The organism is Terrihabitans soli (genome assembly GCF_014191545.1).
GTDB classification, from domain to species: Bacteria; Pseudomonadota; Alphaproteobacteria; order Rhizobiales; family Methylopilaceae; genus Flaviflagellibacter; species Flaviflagellibacter soli.
Map to the genome: position 1 here is coordinate 2,389,302 of NZ_AP023361.1, position 18,850 is coordinate 2,408,151.

Here is an 18,850-nt window from a genome sequence, read left to right on the forward strand (position 1 = left end):
GGGCCGCTCTTTTCGGAGAGCGGCCCTTTCTTATGTCTCGATAGTCAAAACAAGTAGGAGTCATGATGTCAAATTCTATCGATGAAGCCATTGCCAAGGCGAAGGAAGCGGCCAGCAATCTCCCTGCGGAGACCGTTGCGGGCGCTGTCCAGGTTCAGGGCCTCGGTCGTGCTCTCACGCTCGAGGACATGGAAATCGGCGGTCTTGCCGATATTGCGGCGTGGCTCAAGGTCACCGAGTTCGGGATGACCATCGGCGCGGACAAGACTCTGTTCGACGAGATCGAACTGATCCTGCCGCTCGCCGACGTGGCCTATAGCGAAGTCGTTCGCTACGGCAATCCGGCCAAGTACGAGAAGACCTACAATCGTGAGACGACTGTGGAGGGCGATACGTGGCCCAACGCGATCCTCCGCGCCAAGAAGGTCGACCCGAAGGCCAATCCGTACCGCGCTGCGGACCTTCCGTTCATTGTGGTCGCCGATCTCGTGAACAAGAAGAAGGAAGTGCTGGTCGAGGCCGGCAAGCGTATCGGTCATTCCACATCGGTGACCAACTTCAAGAAGTTCCTCGCGTTTACGAAGGAACTTCGTTCCAAGGGCGTCGATCCGACCCGCGACACCATCAAGGTGACGATCGGCTTCGAGGAACAGAAGAACGACAAAGGGACCTGGGGTGTCATCACCTTCGGTGCCTGGGAGCGTTACGAGGGTGAGCTTCCCGTAGCCGCCTGACGACTAACGGGGGAGGTTCGCGCCTCCCCCACCTTTCCTGAGAGACACACGACATGCTGCAAATTTTCAGACCGCGTTCGGTCGACACCATCCTGCGTCCGATTACCAAGATCGTCGACCAGCTCGACAAACTCGAGAACGACGAACTTTCTCGCGCCGAACGTGACAAGGCCGGCGCCAAGCGTCTCCGTGATGCCGCCGATGCGAAGGCGAAGAGCCTTCGGGATCGCGCCGAGTTGAAGAACAACCGCGCCAGCGGACGTATCGACGAAGCTTCCAAGGCCGCGAAGACGGCACAGGGCCTTCGCAAGCAGTACGGCATCGGTAACGCCTGATGTACTGGTTCCTCTACGGCGTCGGCCTCGTTGTCGTCTCTGTGGCCATCGTGCAGGCCCTCTGGGGCCGCACGACGTTCATCGTCAACGGAGACGAGATCGTCTTCACCGGTCTTTTCTATAAAGGCGAGTAATGTCCGACGCCCATCAGGTCGCAAAAGATCAGCTGCTCTCGATCATCGAGCGGATCGAAAACCTCGAAGAGGAAAAGAAGGGCATCTCCGACGACATCAAGGAGGTCTATGCCGAGGCGAAAGCCAATGGCTTCGACACCAAGGTTCTTCGAGCGGTCGTCACGATCCGCAAACAGGACGCTTCGGAGCGTGAGGAACAGGACGCAATCCTCGACCTCTACCTGACCGCCCTTGGGATGGTGAAATGAGGAAATTCCAAGTCCTCGCCCATCTCGAACAGCAGCGGCAATCGTTCCTTTGGAACCGATTGATCCCCGAGTCCTCAGTGAGCATCCGGGATACCGGTACGCACATTGAGTATCTCCATCCCGGTAAGGGATGGAAACGAGTTTCCAAGCAGCGTCTCGGTCTCTGACCGGCGCCAACTAAACGGCCCGAGGCCCCCGGCTCTCGGGCCTTTTTCCGTTTCAAGCGAGGTCCAGATGATCCGCATCTATGATGGCAACAACTACTTCCGAGTAGCCGTGGAGCGCGACCCAACCGGTCTGGCGCCCCGGCAAATTCTCGAAGAGATCAAGGCGACAAAAGACGTCGTGATCTGGGTGTGGGACGGCAAGAACGGCAACTCGAAACGCCGCGAACTATATCCTGAATACAAACGCAATCGGCCACCGATGGCCGAAGATTTTCGGCACGCCATGCAGCTCATGAAAGACTTGCTGGCACACTCTACGGCAATCCAGATTGAAGTGCCGGGGTATGAAGGTGACGACGTGATCGCCACCCTGGCCCGACGATACTCGCCGGTTTCGATCTATTCGAATGACTTCGACTACATGCAACTCGTCGCCGAACGACCGGGCAAGGTCTTCTGTGGCGCCAACCTGAAGGCCGGCGTTGAACCGAAGTATGTGCGGCTATTCAAGACCCTCGTTGGCGATCCGAGCGACAATATCAAGGGCGTGAAGCTCTTCGGCAAAAAGACTTGGGATGAGGCCGACAAAGAGAAGCTTCTCGAAGCTGTCCTTCGTTGGGTTCACCAAGGAGTTCTCTTGGAGAGCGACCTGCCCCGGTCTTCGATGGTCGACTGGGTCGAAGACAACCTCACTCTTGTTCGCACCTACTGGCAGATCGTCGGCTTCTACGACGTCCCCATAGACCTCATTGAGGAACACACACAACGCGGCAGCGGCGATTGGTATCGCGCCGAGAATTTGCTTTCGGAGTTTATGCTTTGACGAACTACTTCAAGGCCGCGGCATTCGCGGCCGTCTCCCATTCTTTGATCGCTGCTGGATTGACGATGGCGGTGTTCGCTGCGGGTTACCACCAGTTTGGCGTGCTTCAGATCACCTCTCTCGATCTTCTGATGGTCATTGTGCCGACGGCCCTCTTCGGCAGCGTACTCGGAACTATGATGTTTTTCCCTTCTCGGGACGACCGCATCAATGAGCTGTTCCGGGTGATCAATCGAGAAGTAACCCTTCGCCGGAAGGCTGAGCGGAAAGTCGCTCTAACTCTCGCCAACGTCCAGGAACCGTTGAGTTGGATACTGCCCAACGAGTTCGCCGAAATTGATGCGAGCGTCGAATGAACCCTGATCTGCTGAACGCGGCCTTCGAGGCCGCAGCGGCGTTGTTCATTCTGAACCATTGCCGTGTCCTCTACCGCGATAAATCCGTCCGCGGCGTGTCCATCACCTCGACAGTGTTCTTCACCGGTTGGGGCTTCTGGAACCTCATCTACTACCCGTCTCTCGGTCAGAGCTGGAGCTTCTACGCCGGGATGGCTGTGGTTGCCGCCAACGCCCTCTGGCTCGGATTGATGCTCTTCTACCTGAGCAAGGAACGGAAGGCGGCGGCTTCCTTCGAAAAGCTTCAGCGCTTCCTCGAAAATCCCCCTCCACCCTCCCCAGCGTTCGTCGAATTGATGAAGCACAAACCAAATTGGGTGAAAAATTGACGATCACCAAAACTCTCGTTGATGCCCGCAACATCGACCAGTTGGCGCCGCAGATTATCGCTGCCATTGCGGGGGCGTCGTTCAGCGGGTTGGACGTCGAAACTCACGACGACAATCGTCACGACGGTCTCAACACCCTGTGTGGTTATGACCCTGTTACCCGTAAGAAGTCGGCCGGCAAAAAGCTGGTCTTCGACATGCGTCGTACGGTCATGACCGGCTTCTCGCTCTATCCCGATAAGCACGATCAGGCCTACTACATTAATCTGAACCACGAAGACACAGAGAACCGTGTCTCTTGGGAGAAGGCCAAGCAGCTGCTCGATGCCCTGCCGGCCGACGGCTACTGGATCGCTCATAACGCACCCTATGAACTGGTTGCGTTCGCATCCTGCTATCTGCTGCCCCTCCCGCGGATCATCTGCACTCTGCAGATGGCGACCTGTGCTTACGGTCCCGACGAGTACGCGAAGGAGCGTTTCCACAACGCCGGCAAAGGCGGCATTGCCGCTCTAGTCCCCGCCTTGCTGGAGAAGGCGCACCAGTTCAGTCCCGATAAGGGGGAAATGGGTCCGGAACTCAGCGAGTTGGTTCAGAAGATTATCGCGAAGGAGTCCTCTGCGGGTCACTCCTACAACGGCTATGTCAGCGATATTTGCTACGGGTACGGTCTCAAGAAGGCGGTCAAGTCGTGGTTTGACTACGACATGATGACGTTTGAGGAGTGCCTCCGCGGCCGCGCTCATATGGGCCAGCTAACTGGTGCCGAGACAGTCGAATACGGCGCTGATGACGCTTACTGGGCCGTGCAGCTCTTCCATAAGCTGCTCGGTTATATGGCGCAGGAATGCCCGACGACCATCGATACGTTCTTCAATCAGGAGAACCCTATGGTCCAGATCTTCGCCGACATCTGGAAGGACGGCATGAAGGTCAACACCGACGCGATCTTCGAGCGTCGGGCCTATGAGCGTGATCAGGCGGCGGCAACTCTCCGTCGAATGAAAGAGATCGTTCTGCAGCTCTTGCCGTTCGATGATGAGCCTCACGCCAAGCTCGCTGAATATGAGAAGTGGTACGTCAAAGGTTTTGGTCGCTATCGCAAGCTGATCGAAGACTGGGCGATGTCACCGGATAGCGAAGACTCGTTCGAACAGGTCTATCAGGTTCGCGGCGCGGTCACGAATGCTTGGGCCGAGGAGTTGGGCAAGCCGGAAAGCAACGGGCCTAACCTGTCGCATTATATGCCGATGCGGGTCATGCTTTACGACCTGCTGCGGGAAAAACCGCTGGTCTCGGACGGTAAGATTCAGAGCGACGGCGAGTTCCGCGGGAAGCTCAAGGATCGGATCGGCAAGGGTCTCGGCGCCGATATGATCGACTGCATCACGGAGCTGGCCGGCATCGAGCAGCGCATGAAGCTGTATTTGACGCCGTACACCCTGCTAATGGACCCAGAAACAGGCCGACTCTACCCAATCGTTTCATCGGAACTGGCAACGCACCGCATGGCGGCGCGCGACCCGAACCCGATGCAGTTGGCCAAGCGCGGCAACTCCACTTACGTTCGTGGCTTCTTCGAAGCCGACGAAGAAGACGAAGTGTTGGTGTCGATCGACTGGTCGGCCATCGAGCTGGTAATCATCGGCGAACAGTCTGGCGATCCGGAGTTCTTGAAAGCCTATTCACAAATCCCGCACGAGGACCTGCATCTCGGCGCCGCCGCGGACGTTCTATCGGCCGAAGTTCCGGAGCTTACGGAAGAGATATTCCGCGAGTTGAAGGACACCGACAAGGCCCGTTCCTTCTTGGAGCGTTACAGCGATATGCAGAACGTCAATCGTCTCTTCACCAACATCAAGGGTGAGACGATCGAGCCGGAGAAGGCTCTCAAGTACTGGCGAACCGAAGTCGGAAAAGGTGCCAACTTCAACTATTGGTACTCAGGCTTCCTCGGCACCATCGGCGACCGAATGGGTTGGTCGCTCGACAAGACGGCTGAAGCCACCGACCGTTACCGCACCCGCTTCTCGGTCGCGGAAGATTGGCGAACAAATCTGATCAGTCAGGGGCAGCGCGACGGTTATATCATCCTTCCCGATGGTCACCGCCGCGTTCGCTACGAGGCCACCTACCAGTGGTTTGATCAGTTCTTAGCTAAGTTCCATATCGATCAGCCTGCGGCGAAGAACTACAACGCGATGTGGCACTGGATTGCCCGCAAAATTCAAAAGCGGGCGAACAACCAGCTCGTCAACGCGATGGTGCAGGGAACTTGCGCCACCGTCGCGAAGCGCTCGGTGATCAGGATCGACAAGGAAATCAAGAACGGTGGCTACAAGGCCAAGTTCAAGATGCCGATCCACGACGAACTTCTGTACTCGGTCAATCGTCGGGAGGTTTCGTCGTTCATCAACATGGCCCGAGGGATCATGCTCGATCACCCGGACCTCTTCAAGAACTGCAAGCTCGATGCGAGCCCGTCCGTCGGACTCACCTTCGAGCCTTGGCACGATCACAAAGCCCCGATTGGTCAGGTCGAACTCTTCGAACTGCCTAATATCGGAATCGGCGAAGTCAATGGACGCGCCAACGACAACGATGTCCAGGACGTCGTCGAATATCTCTTCGATCAGAGGAAGGCGGCGTGACCGCCGTACTCTGTCAAGACAAACCGTGGCCACACAAGTTCGCACCGGCTCCCTACGGGGCCGTGTGCGAAACTTGCGGCCTTCCGGTCGAAGAGGCTTTGGCCCTACCTATAAACCAGCGAGAATCCGTTTTGATTAAACACGACACCCTCTACACCATCGACTCGACCGGCAACGTCCGAGTCTGGTGGATGGAGCGCGATGGCGCTCAGTACCGCTCTCATAGCGGCATCGAAGGTGGAGAAATCACCTGCTCGGCGTGGACCGTAGCCAAGCCCAAGAATGTCGGTCGCTCCAATGAGACAAGCGCCGAGAAACAGGCCGAGCTTGAGGTCGTCGCCGAATACAAAAAGAAAACCGATCGTAAGTATCATACCGACCGCAACGCTGTTGGCGGCGCAAAGTTCTATGCCCCAATGCTCGCCTATAAGTACGAGGACGATCTCAGCGATCAGTTTGCCTTTAGCCAGCCTAAGCTGGATGGCATTCGCTGCGTGTCAGAGCCCGGGAAATTGTCCTCACGTCAGGGCAAGCCGATCACCGGTGTGCCACATATTGCCGAAGCTTTGGCTCCGATCTTCGAGAAGTACCCCGATCTGGTTCTGGACGGCGAGCTTTACAACCACGATCTGAAGGACGACTTCAACACCATCGTTTCGGCGGTGAAGAAGCAAAATCCGACTTCGGAGCAGTTGGAAGCCGCAAAACAGATTCAGTACTGGCTTTATGATGTGCCCGGTTTCGACATCTTTTCGATCCGTCGCCGACGGCTCGAAGCAATCCTGCAGGAGTTCCCGAACCCGGCACTGGTATATGTCCCAACCACCCGCGTTCATGACCTCGAACACCTGAACATTTTGTACGGCGAATATCTCGCCGACGGGTTCGAAGGGCAGATGATCCGCTACGATCTTCCATACGAGAACAAGCGTTCTCGTGCTCTGCTCAAACGGAAGGAGTTCGTTGATGTCGAGTTCCCGGTCGTTCGGCTCGAAGAAGGTGTCGGTAACTGGGCCGGCTACGCCAAGGCTGCGATCTGTCGCCTACCCGATGGGCGTGAGTTTGGAGCAGGTATCAAAGGCAATCAGGAATTTTGCCGAGGCTTGCTCAATGGTCCGGTCCCTGCCGAAGCAACCATCCGGTACTTCGCGCTGACACCGGATGGCATTCCTCGGTTCCCGATCGCCACCAGTTTCCATGAAGGTAAGCGGGACCTGTGACGCATCACACACTGAGGTCGTGGCCTCAGTTCTTTCAAGCCATCAAAGCCGGGAAGAAGACCCACGACCTCCGGGAGACCGACCGCGACTTCGCGGTCGGTGATACCGCCACTCTCGAAGAATTCAACCCGATTACGGGCACCTATACCGGAGATAGATGCGACGTGGAAATCACGTACATCACCGATCGAGATCACGCCTGCGCCTTTTCAAGCGCGGTTTTAGATCGCCGGTTCTGCATTCTTTCCATTCAGAAGACGGCATAATGCAACTGACTTTCTCGGAACGCTGTTACGACTGGGCCATTCGCGCCCTCGGTCACGCCGTGGCCTCTAACCCGCGAGAGCGGGTCCTTCGTGTCCTCGAAGAAGCGATCGAACTCGCTCAGACTGAGGGCGTCAATCAGGATGTAATCGACGCCACAGTCAACCGAGTCTATTCGCGGCCTGTTGGTCATGCACCCCAGGAATCGGCTCAGGTACTTCTGACACTTTCGAGCTACGCCGCTTGCAAGGGCTACCACCTCGAAGCGATGGCGGAAGCCGAACTCGCGATGGTCGAAGACAAACTCTCCAGCGATCCCCACTACTTTGCCCATCGTCAGGCGAAGAAGGCCGGTCTCGGCATCGGAATGAAACCCCAAACAGAAGGTTACGTTCAGTGAGCAATCCCCGTAGGAATGATGTTTATCGCGCCATCGATTCGGAGCGCGATTACCAAGACGCCGGCCGTGGCAACGCGAAGCGTCATGAAGGCCAGCCCGAAATGACACCGGGTGAATACATTCTCTGCATGGAGAAGTGTCTGGCTGATGCCCGTACAGCTTGGTATGCGCCCGACGGCGGGGTGGCGTGCCTTGATCACATCCGCAAGGTCTCGGCCTTGGGTGTGGCTTCTATGGAGCTTTATGGAGCGCCGCTTCGGGTATGACAAAACCCAATCTTCTCGATTTCGAGAGCTGCGCCAAAACCGTTGCAAAACGGCTTCTTGAGAGCCATGACGCGGGCAACCGCTGCGCTCTCGACTTTCAACGAAACCTCGGGTGGGACGCTGCTAAGCTTCTCGCCCGTGCTCGGGAGTTGAACCTGAATTGATCATTCGCATCTTCGCGGCCCTTGCGGTCGCGTTGGTGCTTGCCGCGTGCCAGACCGCCGGCAACACCTGCTACGACCGTTATATCACGACGGTAGATCGTTATGGCGTCCCGACCACCGCCTTCCGCTGCTGAGGGCTCCATGACCACAATCAGCGCCAAAATAATCGCAGATAGCGTTAGCCAGGCCGGTATCCGGCTGACGTCTCTGCAGCTCCGCTATCCGCGGTTCATTCATGCCGAATTGATGACGCACCGGGCGTTCTCTCGGAACGCTTCCAGCTCTCGCGCCATCCCAGTCTCGAGATTGATCGACGACATGCGTCGAGATCCGGCCATGCCGATCCACTGGGGAAAGAACCAGAAGGGAATGCAGGCTGATGAAGAGTGCAACGAGCGCGTAAACCTTGGCCCGTCGATGGGCCTAGCTCACGAGTTCCTGGCCTCGAGCAGCGAAGCTTGGATTCATGCGATGAATCAAGCGATAGCTGTCGCTGAAGCGTTTGATGCAGCCGGGTTTCACAAACAGGTCGTGAACCGGCTTCTGGAACCCTTCTCCCACATCAACGTCCTGGTGACGGCCACGGATTTCGCCAACTTCTTCGCTCTGCGTCTTCACAAGGACGCCGAACCCCACATTCGCATCCTCGCCGGTGAGATGAAGGCGGCGATGGATACCTCCATCCCGACGGAGTTGCACCCTGGTGAATGGCACCTCCCTTACGTCACCAAGGAGGACTGGGCGCAGTTCCCGCCCGACCTCATCGAGGGTGGAGATGGGTACAGCTATGACGAGGCGCTCGAAAATCTTATGAAGGTTTCGGTCGCTCGTTGCGCTCGCCTTTCCTATCTCACCTATGAAGGAAAACGGAGTTGGCTCTCCGACGACATCGCGCTTTACGAAAAGCTGGTCGTTGCCGAACCGATGCACGCCTCGCCGGCCGAACATCAGGCGACTCCTGACACCTACAGTCAGGAATATCAGGATTGGGACACTCCCAGTCAGCACGGCAACCTGCGGGGCTGGCGCCAGCATCGAAAGATGCTCGCTAACGAAGCGGTGCCGGGATGATCCCGGCACCGATTATCTTCCGCTACGACCAGATGCTGATCTCTCATCCGATCGTCTGCGAACCTGACCCAGGAACATCGCTTCCGCATCTCCGGTGGATGCTTCAGCAAATTTATATGGGCCATCTTCCTTTCGACAAGCAGCAGCGGTGGTTGGGGTTCATTCAAGGAATCCTCATCGCCAAAGGGTTGACGACCGTTCCGGTGGAACGTGAATGGACCCGGCCCTACCTCAATGAAGGGTTTCCGCCGTAATGGATCTCAACTGGCATACCGTAGTGAAGTCGCTGAAGGATCAGGCTTCGGAAAGCGAAGCTAAGCTGCGGCTCAACAACCTTTCGACTGAAAAGCAATTGCTGCTGGCGATCGAGATCAACATCTTACGATCCTTCGCCAAGGCTCTTAACGATGGACTGAACGACAGGTGAAAGATCTAGTTCCATAGGAACCCGGACGTTTCGCTAGAGACACGTCCGTACTTTCTCACCATCTAGCGTGCATGGCGAGAAACCGTGGATCAGAGGCCGAGGATGACTTCAGCGACCTTTGGGCCAAGGTGGGCAAGCGAGCGTATCTCTGCTGGCTAGTAGATGCCGCAGAGATCAAAGGCCGAACCGGAAGGATCGGCCTTGCTCGTGCCCAACCTTCAGACGCGCTTCTCGTTTTCGACGGTCGAACTGAGTTCGCCGAGGTCAAGTCGACCGAGGATCATTCCGCTTTCCACTTCAAACTGCTTCGTAAGTCGCAGTCGGCGGCAGCGACGATGATCCTCGCTGCAGGTGGCACGTACATCGTGTACCTCCGATCTTGGGTGCAGGGTTGCTGGTATCGCGTCCCCTACACTCAGATCACGGCTACCAAGGCAACCGGCAAAGCCTCTATCCCTTGGCACGAACTAGAGCCGTTCAAATGGAATCTTCCTACACCGACGTGATGGTCGACATCGAGACGACAGGCGTTGCGCCCGACGACTCCGCGATCATCCAAATTGCTGCTGTCCGCTTCAATCTTGAGGAGCGCACCGTCGACTCGACGGATATGTTCAATCGCTGCCTGTCCATCCCTCCGAAGCGGTTCTGGGACGAAGGTACACGACACTGGTGGTCAAAGCAGAAAGCTTCCGTGTTTCAGGAGATCACCTCTCGTGCGGAAGACCCGGCCACCGTCGTCCAGGCGCTCGCCGACTGGGCTGGCTACAAGGGCCTGACCTTCTGGGCGAAGCCGAGCCACTTCGACTTCATGTTCGTCGAGAGCTACTTCAAACAGTTCAACATTCCGTCGCCGTTCCACTTCCGGAACACAATCGACCAGAACTCCTTCATCCGCGGTCTTGGTCGGTCGTCGAATCTGCCGAAGGTTCAGGTCGAGATGGCCGGCGATGCTCATAACGCGATCTTCGACGTGCTCAACCAAATCGGCACCGTGTTTGCCGCAATGGATCAGGTCCATCCCTACGTGCCCGAAGCGGCATAATTCCCGGAGCACTAAATGAATATCGACTGGTTGGGTGATCCCCATCTCGGTCGCTCGTTCATCAACGGTGTCCCGCTCCACCGAAGGGGGGAGCGGGAAGCGTTGGTGCGAGCGGCTTTTCGTCGTTCTCTCATCGAGACGACCGCCCGTTTTCACGTCTGCGTTGGCGATCTCTTCGACAAGCCGATTGTCTCTTACGACACTATTATGTTTGCGGTGGAGACTTATCGCGAGGCTGCAGCAAAGAATCGAGGGACCGCGTTTGTCGTAATTCGCGGCAACCACGATGCAAGTCGCGACTTAGAGCGCGTCTCCGCTTTCGACCTCTTCAAGGCTATGATGGCGGGCGTTCCTAATGTTTCCGTCTTGACAGACCAGACGAACATCGGCGGCATCAGCTTCTGCCCCTGGCATCCGACGAAGACCGCTGCCGAAGTGGCCGCTCAGGTCAGCTCTTGTAATGTTGCCGTGGGACATTGGGACGTTGATGGCCAGGGCTCGAACCTGATCCCGACGGACGTCCTTGCTGACCGCGGGATCGTACAAGCCTTCACTGGCCATGTTCACAAACCCGACCAGTTCAAGCGTCACGGCGTCGACGTTACTGTTGTTGGCTCCATGCTTCCTTACGCTCACGGCGAAGAGATAAACGACGATCTATACGTCACGACGAACCTAGAAGCCGTGAAGGCCGATCCGGGGTCGTTCCGAAATAAAATCGTCCGCATCGATCTTAAGCCGGGCGAGCTTTTCGACATTCAGCTCGACTGTTTGCAGTTGCAGGTTCGTCGACCGGAAGAGGTTGAAGAAGCACTGACCGTGGAGTTTGACGGCTTCGACATGCAGGCGCTTTTCACCAAGGCGTTCGATGCTGAAGGCGTTCCGGCGCCGCTGCGCGAAATGGTCTTGGGAAAATATGAAGAGCTGAGGAGTAAGGGATGACCGTACAGCGGCGAACGCAGGCTGAACTTATTTGGGCGATGAATGAGTGGCTGAAGACCACGTCGCTAAGCACGTTCCAGAGAAGTCTGATTTCCGACTTGAAGGCGTGCGCCGAACGAGGTGCGGATGAGTTCTACGACCGCGCGGTCGAGTTCTTTGAATTCTTCGAAGGTCACATGATCAACGCAATCTTCAGAGCCCGCCGCGAGGGCGTGGGTAGGAGCTGGCCAGCCAATGCTGAAGCATCTTGAGTATTTCAACGAATTCCCGACCACGGGCCGGAAGCTCTCCGGCGCCGTCGAATTCGAGCGCGGTCTAGGGGCCATCACCGGCCCCAACGAGGCCGGCAAATCCTTTATCATCGAGATGATCCGCTTCTCACTGTTCGGCACTTCGGCTCTTCGTGGATCGTCCGACGACTATCCGAAGCTGAAGACAAGTTTGTCGTTCGCCTCGAAGGGGGTTGATTATCGGGTCGACAGAACGCTGCGGAACGCCAAGGTCTACCGCGGTGAAACCGAGATCGCCGTCGGCGTCACTCCGGTCAATATCAAGATCGTTGAAATTCTCGGCTTCGGCCTGACCGTCTTCGACACGACGTGCGTGGCGAACCAAGGTGACATTGAGAAGCTCGGCTCTATGAAGCCAACCGAGCGCAAGAAGATGGTCGACTCGGTGATCGGCCTCGGCGTGATCGATGAGATTGCCAAGTGGGCCGGAGACGAAGCCAATGGTCTTTCACGAGAAGCGGATGCTCTTTCTCGAAACCTAGCCAAACCCATCGAGCCGTTCATCCCCAAGAATTATACGCCAGCGACGGACCTTCAGATTGAAGTCGATGAGCTGCAGGTGAAGAAGTCTGAGCTGGATCGTCTTGAAGGCTATTTGACCGTTACCAAACTCGAACCGCTGCGGCCCACCTGCCGGATCGATATGGATGCTTCGGTCCTTAAGGGCTTCGCGGACGACCAAGACTCGCGGAAAGGCGAGATCGCGGCTCTGGAAACGCAGATCGCGGCTCTCCCGACGTCGTCCCCCTATTCGTCCTTGCAGATCGAGAAGATGCTTGCAGACCATGAGGCATACGACCTCTGGCTCGAGCGGGAACGGTTCGAGAGAACTCACCCGGCACCGCGGTTCTCCGTCGAGAAGCTCGACGAGATGGGGCGGCAATGGGGCGACCTGGAACTCTGGCACGAGTTCGAAGCCGCTGAGAAACGGTTCGAAGAGCTGTCGGCCCGCGGTCACCACGAGTGCCCAGCCTGTCAGCATAAGTGGGCAGTAGCCGGCGCCGAGATTGAAAGCTGCGAGCAGCAACTGTCTGCTCTCCGTGACCGGATCAAGTGTGCACCGGTACTTCCGGAGCTGACCCGTAACGGCATCATCGGGGATCGTGCACTGCACGAGGCTCGTTCCGGTGAAGATTGGAGTCGCCTGAGTGCCATTCCAAAGGTCGACCGCCCTGCCGCATCCCGACAGGAGATCGCCCGCTGGCAAGCCTCTCTGGGCGTTGCTGAGGATCGCAAACTGCTCCAGGACCAGCTCGCAGGTGCACAGAAGAAGCTTCAGCAGCAACCTGACTACCGGGCGATGTTCAATGAGCGGGAGCGTTTCGAGATTGATCTGGAACGCTATCACGACCAGATCGTGATCTTCCGCGAATGGGAAGCCGATAGAAACCTGAAACTGGCTCAGGCTGCTCTGCTACGTGAGCAGGTGCAGGGTCTGAACCGATTACAGGATCGGCTCGTTGAAGCTCGAAACTATGAGCGCGATCTTTCGACGTGGGTCGTGGCCGCACAGTCCTATGAGCTGCAGCTGCAAGAAGTAGAAGATCTTCGGACCCGTTCCGAGGATTGGAAAAAAGCCCGAACCTCGCTCACGACGCTCCGCTCGCTCGTGAAGCAGCATCTGGTTCCGAGTTTGAACCGTGTCGCCAGCCATCTTCTCAATGGGATGACCGGCGGGCAGCGAAGTTCGATCGTTGTCGACGACGAGTTCGACATCACGGTCGACGGCCAACCTCTGAATACGCTCTCAGGGTCAGGTAAAGCCGTTGCGAACCTGTCTCTGCGGTTGGCTTTGGGCCGAGTTCTTACGGATAACGTCATGTCGATTTTCATTGGTGATGAGATCGACGCAAGTATGGACGATGACCGGGCTACCAAAACGTCCGACATCCTACGGAACTTGGCCGAATCGTTATCGCAAATACTGATCGTCACCCACAAGTGTCCGAGTGCTGATTACCACATCGCACTGGAACCTTGTAATGACAATCAAAGCGATTGCCAACGAAGAGCTTCTTCGGGAGACGTTGGCTGAGACGGGGTTCAACCCGTCGAAGACCGCTCGCCGACTCGGCATTGACTACGGTCAGCTGATCTCGGCGTTAAAGCTCCAGTCCGGACGGCCATTTGTAATGGCTACCGGGCCGGAGCCGGTCGACATTCGAACGCTGGGGCGCCCTGGCCTCCAGCCGTTCGTTGTGGCGCTCAAGCGCTGCGGCGGGGAATGGCCCGCCAAATATCGGAGTATCATTGAAATTGCCCGCTCGGCCTACGACGCGGGTACGCACGAGATGTGCCAGCAGACCACCGAAGGTTGGGTGGTTCTGTATTCGATCCCCCGCAAGACGCCGACCAAGCCGCGGACGTACTTCGCCACTATGGGGGCGATCGACTGATGTCCAGCCAAATCCTGACTTTCTCGGGAAAGATGGTCGATCCCTTCGACCTGAAGCGCGGTGACATCGAGCCTCTCTCGGTCGCACACAGCCTCTCCCTCCTCAACCGGTATACCGGTCACACCAAGGTGCCCTACTCGGTCGCCCAGCACACGGTGCTTCTAGTCAAGAAAGTGCCGCGTGAGCTTCGTCGCGCTGCGTTCCTCCACGACTGGAACGAAAGCCTGATGAACGATCTGGCTCGCCCAGTGAAGACGAAGCTTCCGGAGTACACGACTCAGGAACGTATCGTTCAGAAGCAGATCTTCGAGCTGTTCAACGAACCGTTCGAGAACCTCGATGCCATCGCGAGTTACGACCTGCGTATCTGCGTCGACGAGATGCAGCAGCTTATGACCAACGGCTGGCAGTACGCCCCGGACGTTGAGCCGCTCGGCATCATTATCGAACCGTGGGAGTGGCAGGTCGCCCGCAAGAACTTCATCGATATGTATCAGGTGCTCTTCGGCCATGACTGAGAAAGCTCTTCGCCACAACGCAGGTAAGATCAAGATGTCTTACGCCCCTGCCTGTCTCTCCCGTGCGGCCGCTCGCGGCTTTCAGTACGGTGCCGAGTTCAAGCCCAACCCATATCCGCGCGACAACTGGCGCAAAGGGTTCCCCTTCTCCGACGTGATCAACAGCTTCACTCGCCATCTCGATGCGTGGCGTGAAGGTGAGGACATCGATCCGGAGACCGCCGAAGCCGGCCACCCGTTGAACCACCTCGACCTCATGGCGTGCAATCTCGCTATGTTGATCGACATGGTCGAACGTGGAGTTGGTGTCGACGACCGTTCGCGCTTCAAGAAGACGCCGAAGGACTACGGGCTTGATGGTCCGCAATCCCCTCCCGCGGCCCCGGCCCCCGAGGCGCCACCCTACCGGCCTGTAACCGGAATTCCTGAAGAGCTGCCTCCTCTCCCGGAGAGCTTCGTCCCCGTACAGGTTCATTGATCATGCAGAACTACATCCAAGAGGCCCTCCGCACCGCTGCGGGGGGCACGCCTCACACCGACAAGGTGCCGGCGTTCGTCCTGCTCGAGCTTCTGCTCGCCCGCGTGGATACCAACACCGACATTGATGCGGCCAAGAAATCGCTGTTCTACGGCAAGGCTCCCACCCTGAACATGGAGAGCATCCGGAGCAGCGGACCATATCAGGATACGGAGAACGCCAGCTATGCGCCGGTTGATTTTAATGTTCTACACGGCGTGGTCGGTATCGACACAGAAGCTGCCGAACTCGTTGAACTTCTGGCGACCGCCATTCAGACCGGAGAACCGATCGACAGCGGTCGCGTTGTCGATGAGTCCGGAGACCTCCTCTGGTATCTCGCGATCCTCTTCGACGCCGTTGGCATCAACTTCGAAGAAGTGATGGAGAAGAACATCCAGAAGCTTCGGGTCCGCTACCCGGAGAAGTTCTCGGAGCACCTCGCTTTAAATCGAAACGAAGCGCAGGAAACCGCGCACTTCCATTAGAAGTTCGTTCGACTGAAATGCCCTTCGTAATTACCTCACGGGTCCTGCCGATCCGTGAGGTTTTTTAATGCCCGTAGATAATACGAGCCGACCGCGTCTATTCGACCATCAGGTTGCTCGGAAGCCCAACTATTATCCGTGGACCGAGTCCATCAAGGAAGCCATGTGGCACAATCCTTGGACCGCGTTCAAATTCAAGTTCGATACCGACGTCACTGATTTCCGTCTGAACCTCTCGGACGAAGAGCGGCAAGTTATTGTCCGCTGTCTGGCCGCAATCGCCCAGATCGAAGTCGCCGTGAAGACGTTCTGGTCCCGCCTCGGCGACAACCTCCCCCACCCCTCAATCGCAGGTCTCGGCACCGTCATGGCCGGGATCGAAGAAATCCATAACCACGCTTACGAACGGCTGCTCGACAAGCTTGGCCTCGACGACATCCAGGCAGGTCTTCTTGACGTGCCCGCCATCGCAGGCCGCGTATCGTATCTCAACAAGCACAACACCAAGGTCTATGGAGACGATCGTAAGCAGTACATCTACTCGCTGATCCTCTTCACGCTGTTCGTCGAGAACGTCAGCCTCTTCAGCCAGTTTTACATCATCCTCTGGTTCAACCGGTTCGAGAACCGTCTGAAGGATGCCGCCCAGCAGGTGAAATACACCCGCAACGAGGAACTGCTGCACGCCCTCGCCGGCATGAAGATCATCAACACGCTGCGCGAAGAGTATCCGGAACTCTTCGACGAGGACCTCGAAGCCAAAATCTGCGAGGAAACCGAAGTCGCGTTTCAAGCAGAAGCCGCGTTAATCGATTGGATGGTGGGCGACTACGACCGGCCCCGTCTCAATGCCTCACTTCTGAAATCTTATGTAGCTCAGCGTCTCAATGAGAGCCTGATCGGCATCGGCTACGCGCCCCAGTTCGACGTCTCCGAAGAGGACAAGCAGGCGACGTTCTGGATGACCGAGGGGCTGCTCGCGCCGCCCAAGGTCGACTTCTTCCATTCCGAGCCCACCGGCTACTCCGAGGGCGATATGCCCGTTGATGACGATTTCTGAGGACCTGCAAAAGATGCGCGCCGACTACGCTTACCTGAATGAAGACTCGTTGAAGACCCTCTCTCGTGGCTATTTGGCCGAGGGCATCCCCGACAGCGAATTGAAGGCCGCGGCGATCCTCCGCAGTCAGGAAATCGTCAATACCGCAGAGAAGATTCTAGGCCGGCCCTTGCCCGCCGTTCGTCTTGGCATCCGTCGGGGTTGGGTCTCCCCGGCCTCGCCGGTATGGGCAAACTTCGGTCTGCCGCGTGGCCTGCCGATCTCCTGCAACAACTCACACTTCGACGACACTACAGCGTCCATCATCTTCAAAACCGCCGAGATCGGGATGATGACCAAGTTCGGTGCTGGTACGTCGGCGTGGCTCGGTGAGCTTCGCCCGGAAGGTTCACCGATCACGGGCGGCGGGAAGTCGCTAGGCCCGCTTCACTTCGCCCGGCTCATTCAGGAACAGGTTGGCGTTATCAGTCAGGCCAACACTCGCCGCGGCAATGCCGCGATCTATCTCGGCATCCGGCACCCGGACATTCACGAGTGGCTCAAGATCAAGGATAAGGGCCATCCGATCGAGCATCTGTCTTTCGGCGTCTGCATCGACGACGAGTGGATGGAGGAATTTCTTGCGGAAGGCAAAGGCGGTGAAAAGCGGCTCCTTATGGCGAAGATCGTCACCAAGCGGCGGGCGAAGGGCTATCCCTACATCTTCTTCTCTGGCAATGCCAACAAGGCACGTCCTGACGTCCTGAAGCGGCTCGGTATCGAGATCAAGGCGACGAACCTCTGCACGGAGATCATGCTTCCGTCGACGACGGACGAGAGCTTCGTGTGCGATCTATCATCGGTCAACTTGCTCTATTACGATGAGTGGAAGGACACTCGTCTCGTCGAAGAAATGGTCTATCTGCTTGACGCGGTCATGACCGAGTACGTCGAGAAGATCGAGAACCTGGACGATGCTCAGGCTCGTCTCCTCATGAACTCACCGCTGAAGTTTGCCAAACGCTGGCGCGCAGTCGGCCTTGGTACGCTTGGTTATCACTCCATGCTTCAGTCGAAGATGATCCCCTTCGAGTCCGAAGAAGCGCGGGCGTTGAACATTGAGGTCCACAAGCTCGTCGGCGAACGGTCGGTCGCCGCCTCTCGCGAGATGGCGGTGATCTACGGCGAACCGGAAGGAATGAAAGGCACCGGGCTGCGTCACCTGTGCGTCAACGCGATCGCTCCTACCCGTAGCTCATCGGTCATCCTCGGTCAGGTTTCTCAGGGCATCGAGCCGATCACCGGCAATGTGTTCGAGAACGATAACGCCAAGGGCGTCTTCACGGACACGAACCAGATTCTGAAAGCCTTCCTCTTTTCCCGAGGTCTCGACACGACCAAGGTCTGGGAGGAAATCCTTCGCGCCGGCGGCTCTGTGCAGAACCTCTGCTACCTGACGGATGATGAGAAGGCGGTCTTCAAGACCTTCATCGAGATCGACCAGAAGGAAGTTATCCGGCAGGCGGCAGATCGTCAGCCGTTCGTCGACCAAGGCCAGTCTCTGAACCTGACGATCGCTCCGACGGTGTCCATGAGAGACAACGTCGATCTGATCGTGACGGCATGGAAGCTCGGCGTGAAGTCGCTCTACTACCACAACGGCCTCAACAAGGCCCAGGAACTGGCCCGTGAAATGTCCTCCTGCCAAGCATGTGAAGCATGACCTTCGAGATCATCACCAAGCCCGGCTGCATCTATTGCGATATGGCCAAGGCCCTGCTCGCGCCTTACGGCTACAAGGAAACGGTCTGTTCCACTCCGGAGCAGATCGCGGCCTTTAAGGCCGAGGGCTGGCGAAGCTTCCCCCAGATCTTCGAGAACGGGCTCCCCATCGGAGGCTACACGGAACTCGAAGCCTACCTGGAATTCGTGTTTTAAGACCGAAAGGCGCCCTATCGGGCGCCTTTTTGTTAATCCCTGAGAAATT

The 18,850-nt window shown here is 57.3% G+C and carries 27 protein-coding genes; all 27 read left to right on the top strand.

What is annotated here, in order from left to right; all coding sequences use genetic code 11:
- Positions 1 to 62 precede the first annotated feature (62 nt).
- The 27 genes from IZ6_RS12355 to IZ6_RS12480 all read left to right on the top strand — a co-directional run bounded on the left by IZ6_RS12355 (position 63) and on the right by IZ6_RS12480 (position 18,801).
- The gene (locus tag IZ6_RS12355) at positions 63 to 734 is read left to right on the top strand and encodes a hypothetical protein (protein ID WP_222875349.1); all 672 of its coding nucleotides are present in this window, start codon (positions 63 to 65) and stop codon (positions 732 to 734) included.
- Between the two features lie 53 nt (positions 735 to 787).
- Positions 788 to 1,069 carry a hypothetical protein gene (locus IZ6_RS12360; RefSeq protein ID WP_222875350.1) on the top strand — a complete coding sequence of 94 codons (282 nt, stop codon included), beginning with the start codon at positions 788 to 790 and terminating at the stop codon, positions 1,067 to 1,069.
- The gene (locus tag IZ6_RS16040; RefSeq protein ID WP_263971495.1) at positions 1,069 to 1,203 is read left to right on the top strand and encodes a hypothetical protein; all 135 of its coding nucleotides are present in this window, start codon (positions 1,069 to 1,071) and stop codon (positions 1,201 to 1,203) included. The genes IZ6_RS12360 and IZ6_RS16040 overlap by 1 nt, the downstream gene beginning before the upstream one ends.
- A complete protein-coding gene (locus tag IZ6_RS12365; RefSeq protein WP_222875351.1) occupies positions 1,203 to 1,451 on the top strand; it encodes a DUF2312 domain-containing protein in 249 nt (82 codons plus the stop codon). Before IZ6_RS16040 ends, IZ6_RS12365 begins: the two co-directional genes overlap by 1 nt.
- Before the next feature lie 234 nt (positions 1,452 to 1,685).
- Positions 1,686 to 2,441, top strand: coding sequence for a hypothetical protein (locus IZ6_RS12370; RefSeq protein WP_222875352.1), 756 nt, complete (start codon positions 1,686 to 1,688; stop codon positions 2,439 to 2,441).
- Positions 2,438 to 2,797: a hypothetical protein gene (locus IZ6_RS12375; protein WP_222875353.1), complete on the top strand. Its 360-nt coding sequence runs from the start codon at positions 2,438 to 2,440 to the stop codon at positions 2,795 to 2,797. The genes IZ6_RS12370 and IZ6_RS12375 overlap by 4 nt, the downstream gene beginning before the upstream one ends.
- Positions 2,794 to 3,165, top strand: coding sequence for a type II toxin-antitoxin system TacA family antitoxin (locus IZ6_RS12380; protein ID WP_222875354.1), 372 nt, complete (start codon positions 2,794 to 2,796; stop codon positions 3,163 to 3,165). The genes IZ6_RS12375 and IZ6_RS12380 overlap by 4 nt, the downstream gene beginning before the upstream one ends.
- Entirely contained in the window at positions 3,162 to 5,816 is a 2,655-nt protein-coding gene (locus IZ6_RS12385) for a DNA polymerase (protein ID WP_222875355.1), read from the top strand. The genes IZ6_RS12380 and IZ6_RS12385 overlap by 4 nt, the downstream gene beginning before the upstream one ends.
- 131 nt (positions 5,817 to 5,947) lie before the next feature.
- Entirely contained in the window at positions 5,948 to 7,036 is a 1,089-nt protein-coding gene (locus IZ6_RS12390; protein ID WP_222875356.1) for an ATP-dependent DNA ligase, read from the top strand.
- The gene (locus IZ6_RS16095; RefSeq protein WP_222875357.1) at positions 7,033 to 7,302 is read left to right on the top strand and encodes a DUF3850 domain-containing protein; all 270 of its coding nucleotides are present in this window, start codon (positions 7,033 to 7,035) and stop codon (positions 7,300 to 7,302) included. Before IZ6_RS12390 ends, IZ6_RS16095 begins: the two co-directional genes overlap by 4 nt.
- On the top strand, positions 7,302 to 7,700 hold the full coding sequence (locus IZ6_RS12400) for a hypothetical protein (protein WP_222875358.1): 399 nt from the start codon (positions 7,302 to 7,304) through the stop codon (positions 7,698 to 7,700). Before IZ6_RS16095 ends, IZ6_RS12400 begins: the two co-directional genes overlap by 1 nt.
- Positions 7,697 to 7,966, top strand: coding sequence for a hypothetical protein (locus tag IZ6_RS12405; RefSeq protein WP_222875359.1), 270 nt, complete (start codon positions 7,697 to 7,699; stop codon positions 7,964 to 7,966). Before IZ6_RS12400 ends, IZ6_RS12405 begins: the two co-directional genes overlap by 4 nt.
- 160 nt (positions 7,967 to 8,126) lie before the next feature.
- Positions 8,127 to 8,264: a hypothetical protein gene (locus tag IZ6_RS12410; protein WP_222875360.1), complete on the top strand. Its 138-nt coding sequence runs from the start codon at positions 8,127 to 8,129 to the stop codon at positions 8,262 to 8,264.
- Between the two features lie 7 nt (positions 8,265 to 8,271).
- Positions 8,272 to 9,201, top strand: a complete 930-nt coding sequence (locus IZ6_RS12415) for an FAD-dependent thymidylate synthase (RefSeq protein ID WP_222875361.1) — start codon at positions 8,272 to 8,274, stop codon at positions 9,199 to 9,201.
- A complete protein-coding gene (locus IZ6_RS12420) occupies positions 9,198 to 9,455 on the top strand; it encodes a hypothetical protein (RefSeq protein ID WP_222875362.1) in 258 nt (85 codons plus the stop codon). Before IZ6_RS12415 ends, IZ6_RS12420 begins: the two co-directional genes overlap by 4 nt.
- Positions 9,455 to 9,628, top strand: coding sequence for a hypothetical protein (locus IZ6_RS12425; RefSeq protein WP_222875363.1), 174 nt, complete (start codon positions 9,455 to 9,457; stop codon positions 9,626 to 9,628). Before IZ6_RS12420 ends, IZ6_RS12425 begins: the two co-directional genes overlap by 1 nt.
- 481 nt (positions 9,629 to 10,109) lie before the next feature.
- Entirely contained in the window at positions 10,110 to 10,673 is a 564-nt protein-coding gene (locus IZ6_RS12430; RefSeq protein ID WP_222875364.1) for a 3'-5' exonuclease, read from the top strand.
- A 15-nt stretch (positions 10,674 to 10,688) separates the two neighbouring features.
- On the top strand, positions 10,689 to 11,615 hold the full coding sequence (locus IZ6_RS12435; RefSeq protein ID WP_222875365.1) for a metallophosphoesterase family protein: 927 nt from the start codon (positions 10,689 to 10,691) through the stop codon (positions 11,613 to 11,615).
- Complete coding sequence (locus IZ6_RS12440; RefSeq protein WP_222875366.1) at positions 11,612 to 11,866, top strand: hypothetical protein; 255 nt, start codon at positions 11,612 to 11,614, stop codon at positions 11,864 to 11,866. Before IZ6_RS12435 ends, IZ6_RS12440 begins: the two co-directional genes overlap by 4 nt.
- Positions 11,850 to 13,940, top strand: coding sequence for an AAA family ATPase (locus tag IZ6_RS12445; protein ID WP_222875367.1), 2,091 nt, complete (start codon positions 11,850 to 11,852; stop codon positions 13,938 to 13,940). Before IZ6_RS12440 ends, IZ6_RS12445 begins: the two co-directional genes overlap by 17 nt.
- A complete protein-coding gene (locus IZ6_RS12450; RefSeq protein WP_222875368.1) occupies positions 13,888 to 14,301 on the top strand; it encodes a helix-turn-helix domain-containing protein in 414 nt (137 codons plus the stop codon). Before IZ6_RS12445 ends, IZ6_RS12450 begins: the two co-directional genes overlap by 53 nt.
- Positions 14,301 to 14,819, top strand: a complete 519-nt coding sequence (locus IZ6_RS12455) for a hypothetical protein (RefSeq protein ID WP_222875369.1) — start codon at positions 14,301 to 14,303, stop codon at positions 14,817 to 14,819. The genes IZ6_RS12450 and IZ6_RS12455 overlap by 1 nt, the downstream gene beginning before the upstream one ends.
- Positions 14,812 to 15,297 carry a dATP/dGTP diphosphohydrolase domain-containing protein gene (locus IZ6_RS12460; RefSeq protein WP_222875370.1) on the top strand — a complete coding sequence of 162 codons (486 nt, stop codon included), beginning with the start codon at positions 14,812 to 14,814 and terminating at the stop codon, positions 15,295 to 15,297. The genes IZ6_RS12455 and IZ6_RS12460 overlap by 8 nt, the downstream gene beginning before the upstream one ends.
- A 2-nt stretch (positions 15,298 to 15,299) precedes the next feature.
- Positions 15,300 to 15,824 (top strand): MazG nucleotide pyrophosphohydrolase domain-containing protein, encoded by a 525-nt coding sequence (locus tag IZ6_RS12465; RefSeq protein ID WP_222875371.1) that lies wholly within the window; start codon positions 15,300 to 15,302, stop codon positions 15,822 to 15,824.
- A 67-nt stretch (positions 15,825 to 15,891) separates the two neighbouring features.
- Complete coding sequence (locus IZ6_RS12470; RefSeq protein WP_222875372.1) at positions 15,892 to 16,884, top strand: ribonucleotide-diphosphate reductase subunit beta; 993 nt, start codon at positions 15,892 to 15,894, stop codon at positions 16,882 to 16,884.
- Positions 16,871 to 18,586 carry a ribonucleoside-diphosphate reductase subunit alpha gene (locus IZ6_RS12475; protein WP_222875373.1) on the top strand — a complete coding sequence of 572 codons (1,716 nt, stop codon included), beginning with the start codon at positions 16,871 to 16,873 and terminating at the stop codon, positions 18,584 to 18,586. The genes IZ6_RS12470 and IZ6_RS12475 overlap by 14 nt, the downstream gene beginning before the upstream one ends.
- Positions 18,583 to 18,801, top strand: coding sequence for a glutaredoxin domain-containing protein (locus IZ6_RS12480; RefSeq protein ID WP_222875374.1), 219 nt, complete (start codon positions 18,583 to 18,585; stop codon positions 18,799 to 18,801). Before IZ6_RS12475 ends, IZ6_RS12480 begins: the two co-directional genes overlap by 4 nt.
- Positions 18,802 to 18,850 lie beyond the last annotated feature (49 nt).

Coding starts and splice junctions, on each gene's coding strand:
- IZ6_RS12355 (WP_222875349.1), top strand. CDS start 63: ATGATGTCAAATTCTATCGATGAAGCCATTGCCAAGGCGAAGGAAGCG.
- IZ6_RS12360 (WP_222875350.1), top strand. CDS start 788: ATGCTGCAAATTTTCAGACCGCGTTCGGTCGACACCATCCTGCGTCCG.
- IZ6_RS16040 (WP_263971495.1), top strand. CDS start 1,069: ATGTACTGGTTCCTCTACGGCGTCGGCCTCGTTGTCGTCTCTGTGGCC.
- IZ6_RS12365 (WP_222875351.1), top strand. CDS start 1,203: ATGTCCGACGCCCATCAGGTCGCAAAAGATCAGCTGCTCTCGATCATC.
- IZ6_RS12370 (WP_222875352.1), top strand. CDS start 1,686: ATGATCCGCATCTATGATGGCAACAACTACTTCCGAGTAGCCGTGGAG.
- IZ6_RS12380 (WP_222875354.1), top strand. CDS start 2,794: ATGAACCCTGATCTGCTGAACGCGGCCTTCGAGGCCGCAGCGGCGTTG.
- IZ6_RS12400 (WP_222875358.1), top strand. CDS start 7,302: ATGCAACTGACTTTCTCGGAACGCTGTTACGACTGGGCCATTCGCGCC.
- IZ6_RS12415 (WP_222875361.1), top strand. CDS start 8,272: ATGACCACAATCAGCGCCAAAATAATCGCAGATAGCGTTAGCCAGGCC.
- IZ6_RS12420 (WP_222875362.1), top strand. CDS start 9,198: ATGATCCCGGCACCGATTATCTTCCGCTACGACCAGATGCTGATCTCT.
- IZ6_RS12425 (WP_222875363.1), top strand. CDS start 9,455: ATGGATCTCAACTGGCATACCGTAGTGAAGTCGCTGAAGGATCAGGCT.
- IZ6_RS12430 (WP_222875364.1), top strand. CDS start 10,110: ATGGAATCTTCCTACACCGACGTGATGGTCGACATCGAGACGACAGGC.
- IZ6_RS12435 (WP_222875365.1), top strand. CDS start 10,689: ATGAATATCGACTGGTTGGGTGATCCCCATCTCGGTCGCTCGTTCATC.
- IZ6_RS12440 (WP_222875366.1), top strand. CDS start 11,612: ATGACCGTACAGCGGCGAACGCAGGCTGAACTTATTTGGGCGATGAAT.
- IZ6_RS12445 (WP_222875367.1), top strand. CDS start 11,850: ATGCTGAAGCATCTTGAGTATTTCAACGAATTCCCGACCACGGGCCGG.
- IZ6_RS12450 (WP_222875368.1), top strand. CDS start 13,888: ATGACAATCAAAGCGATTGCCAACGAAGAGCTTCTTCGGGAGACGTTG.
- IZ6_RS12455 (WP_222875369.1), top strand. CDS start 14,301: ATGTCCAGCCAAATCCTGACTTTCTCGGGAAAGATGGTCGATCCCTTC.
- IZ6_RS12460 (WP_222875370.1), top strand. CDS start 14,812: ATGACTGAGAAAGCTCTTCGCCACAACGCAGGTAAGATCAAGATGTCT.
- IZ6_RS12465 (WP_222875371.1), top strand. CDS start 15,300: ATGCAGAACTACATCCAAGAGGCCCTCCGCACCGCTGCGGGGGGCACG.
- IZ6_RS12470 (WP_222875372.1), top strand. CDS start 15,892: ATGCCCGTAGATAATACGAGCCGACCGCGTCTATTCGACCATCAGGTT.
- IZ6_RS12475 (WP_222875373.1), top strand. CDS start 16,871: ATGACGATTTCTGAGGACCTGCAAAAGATGCGCGCCGACTACGCTTAC.
- IZ6_RS12480 (WP_222875374.1), top strand. CDS start 18,583: ATGACCTTCGAGATCATCACCAAGCCCGGCTGCATCTATTGCGATATG.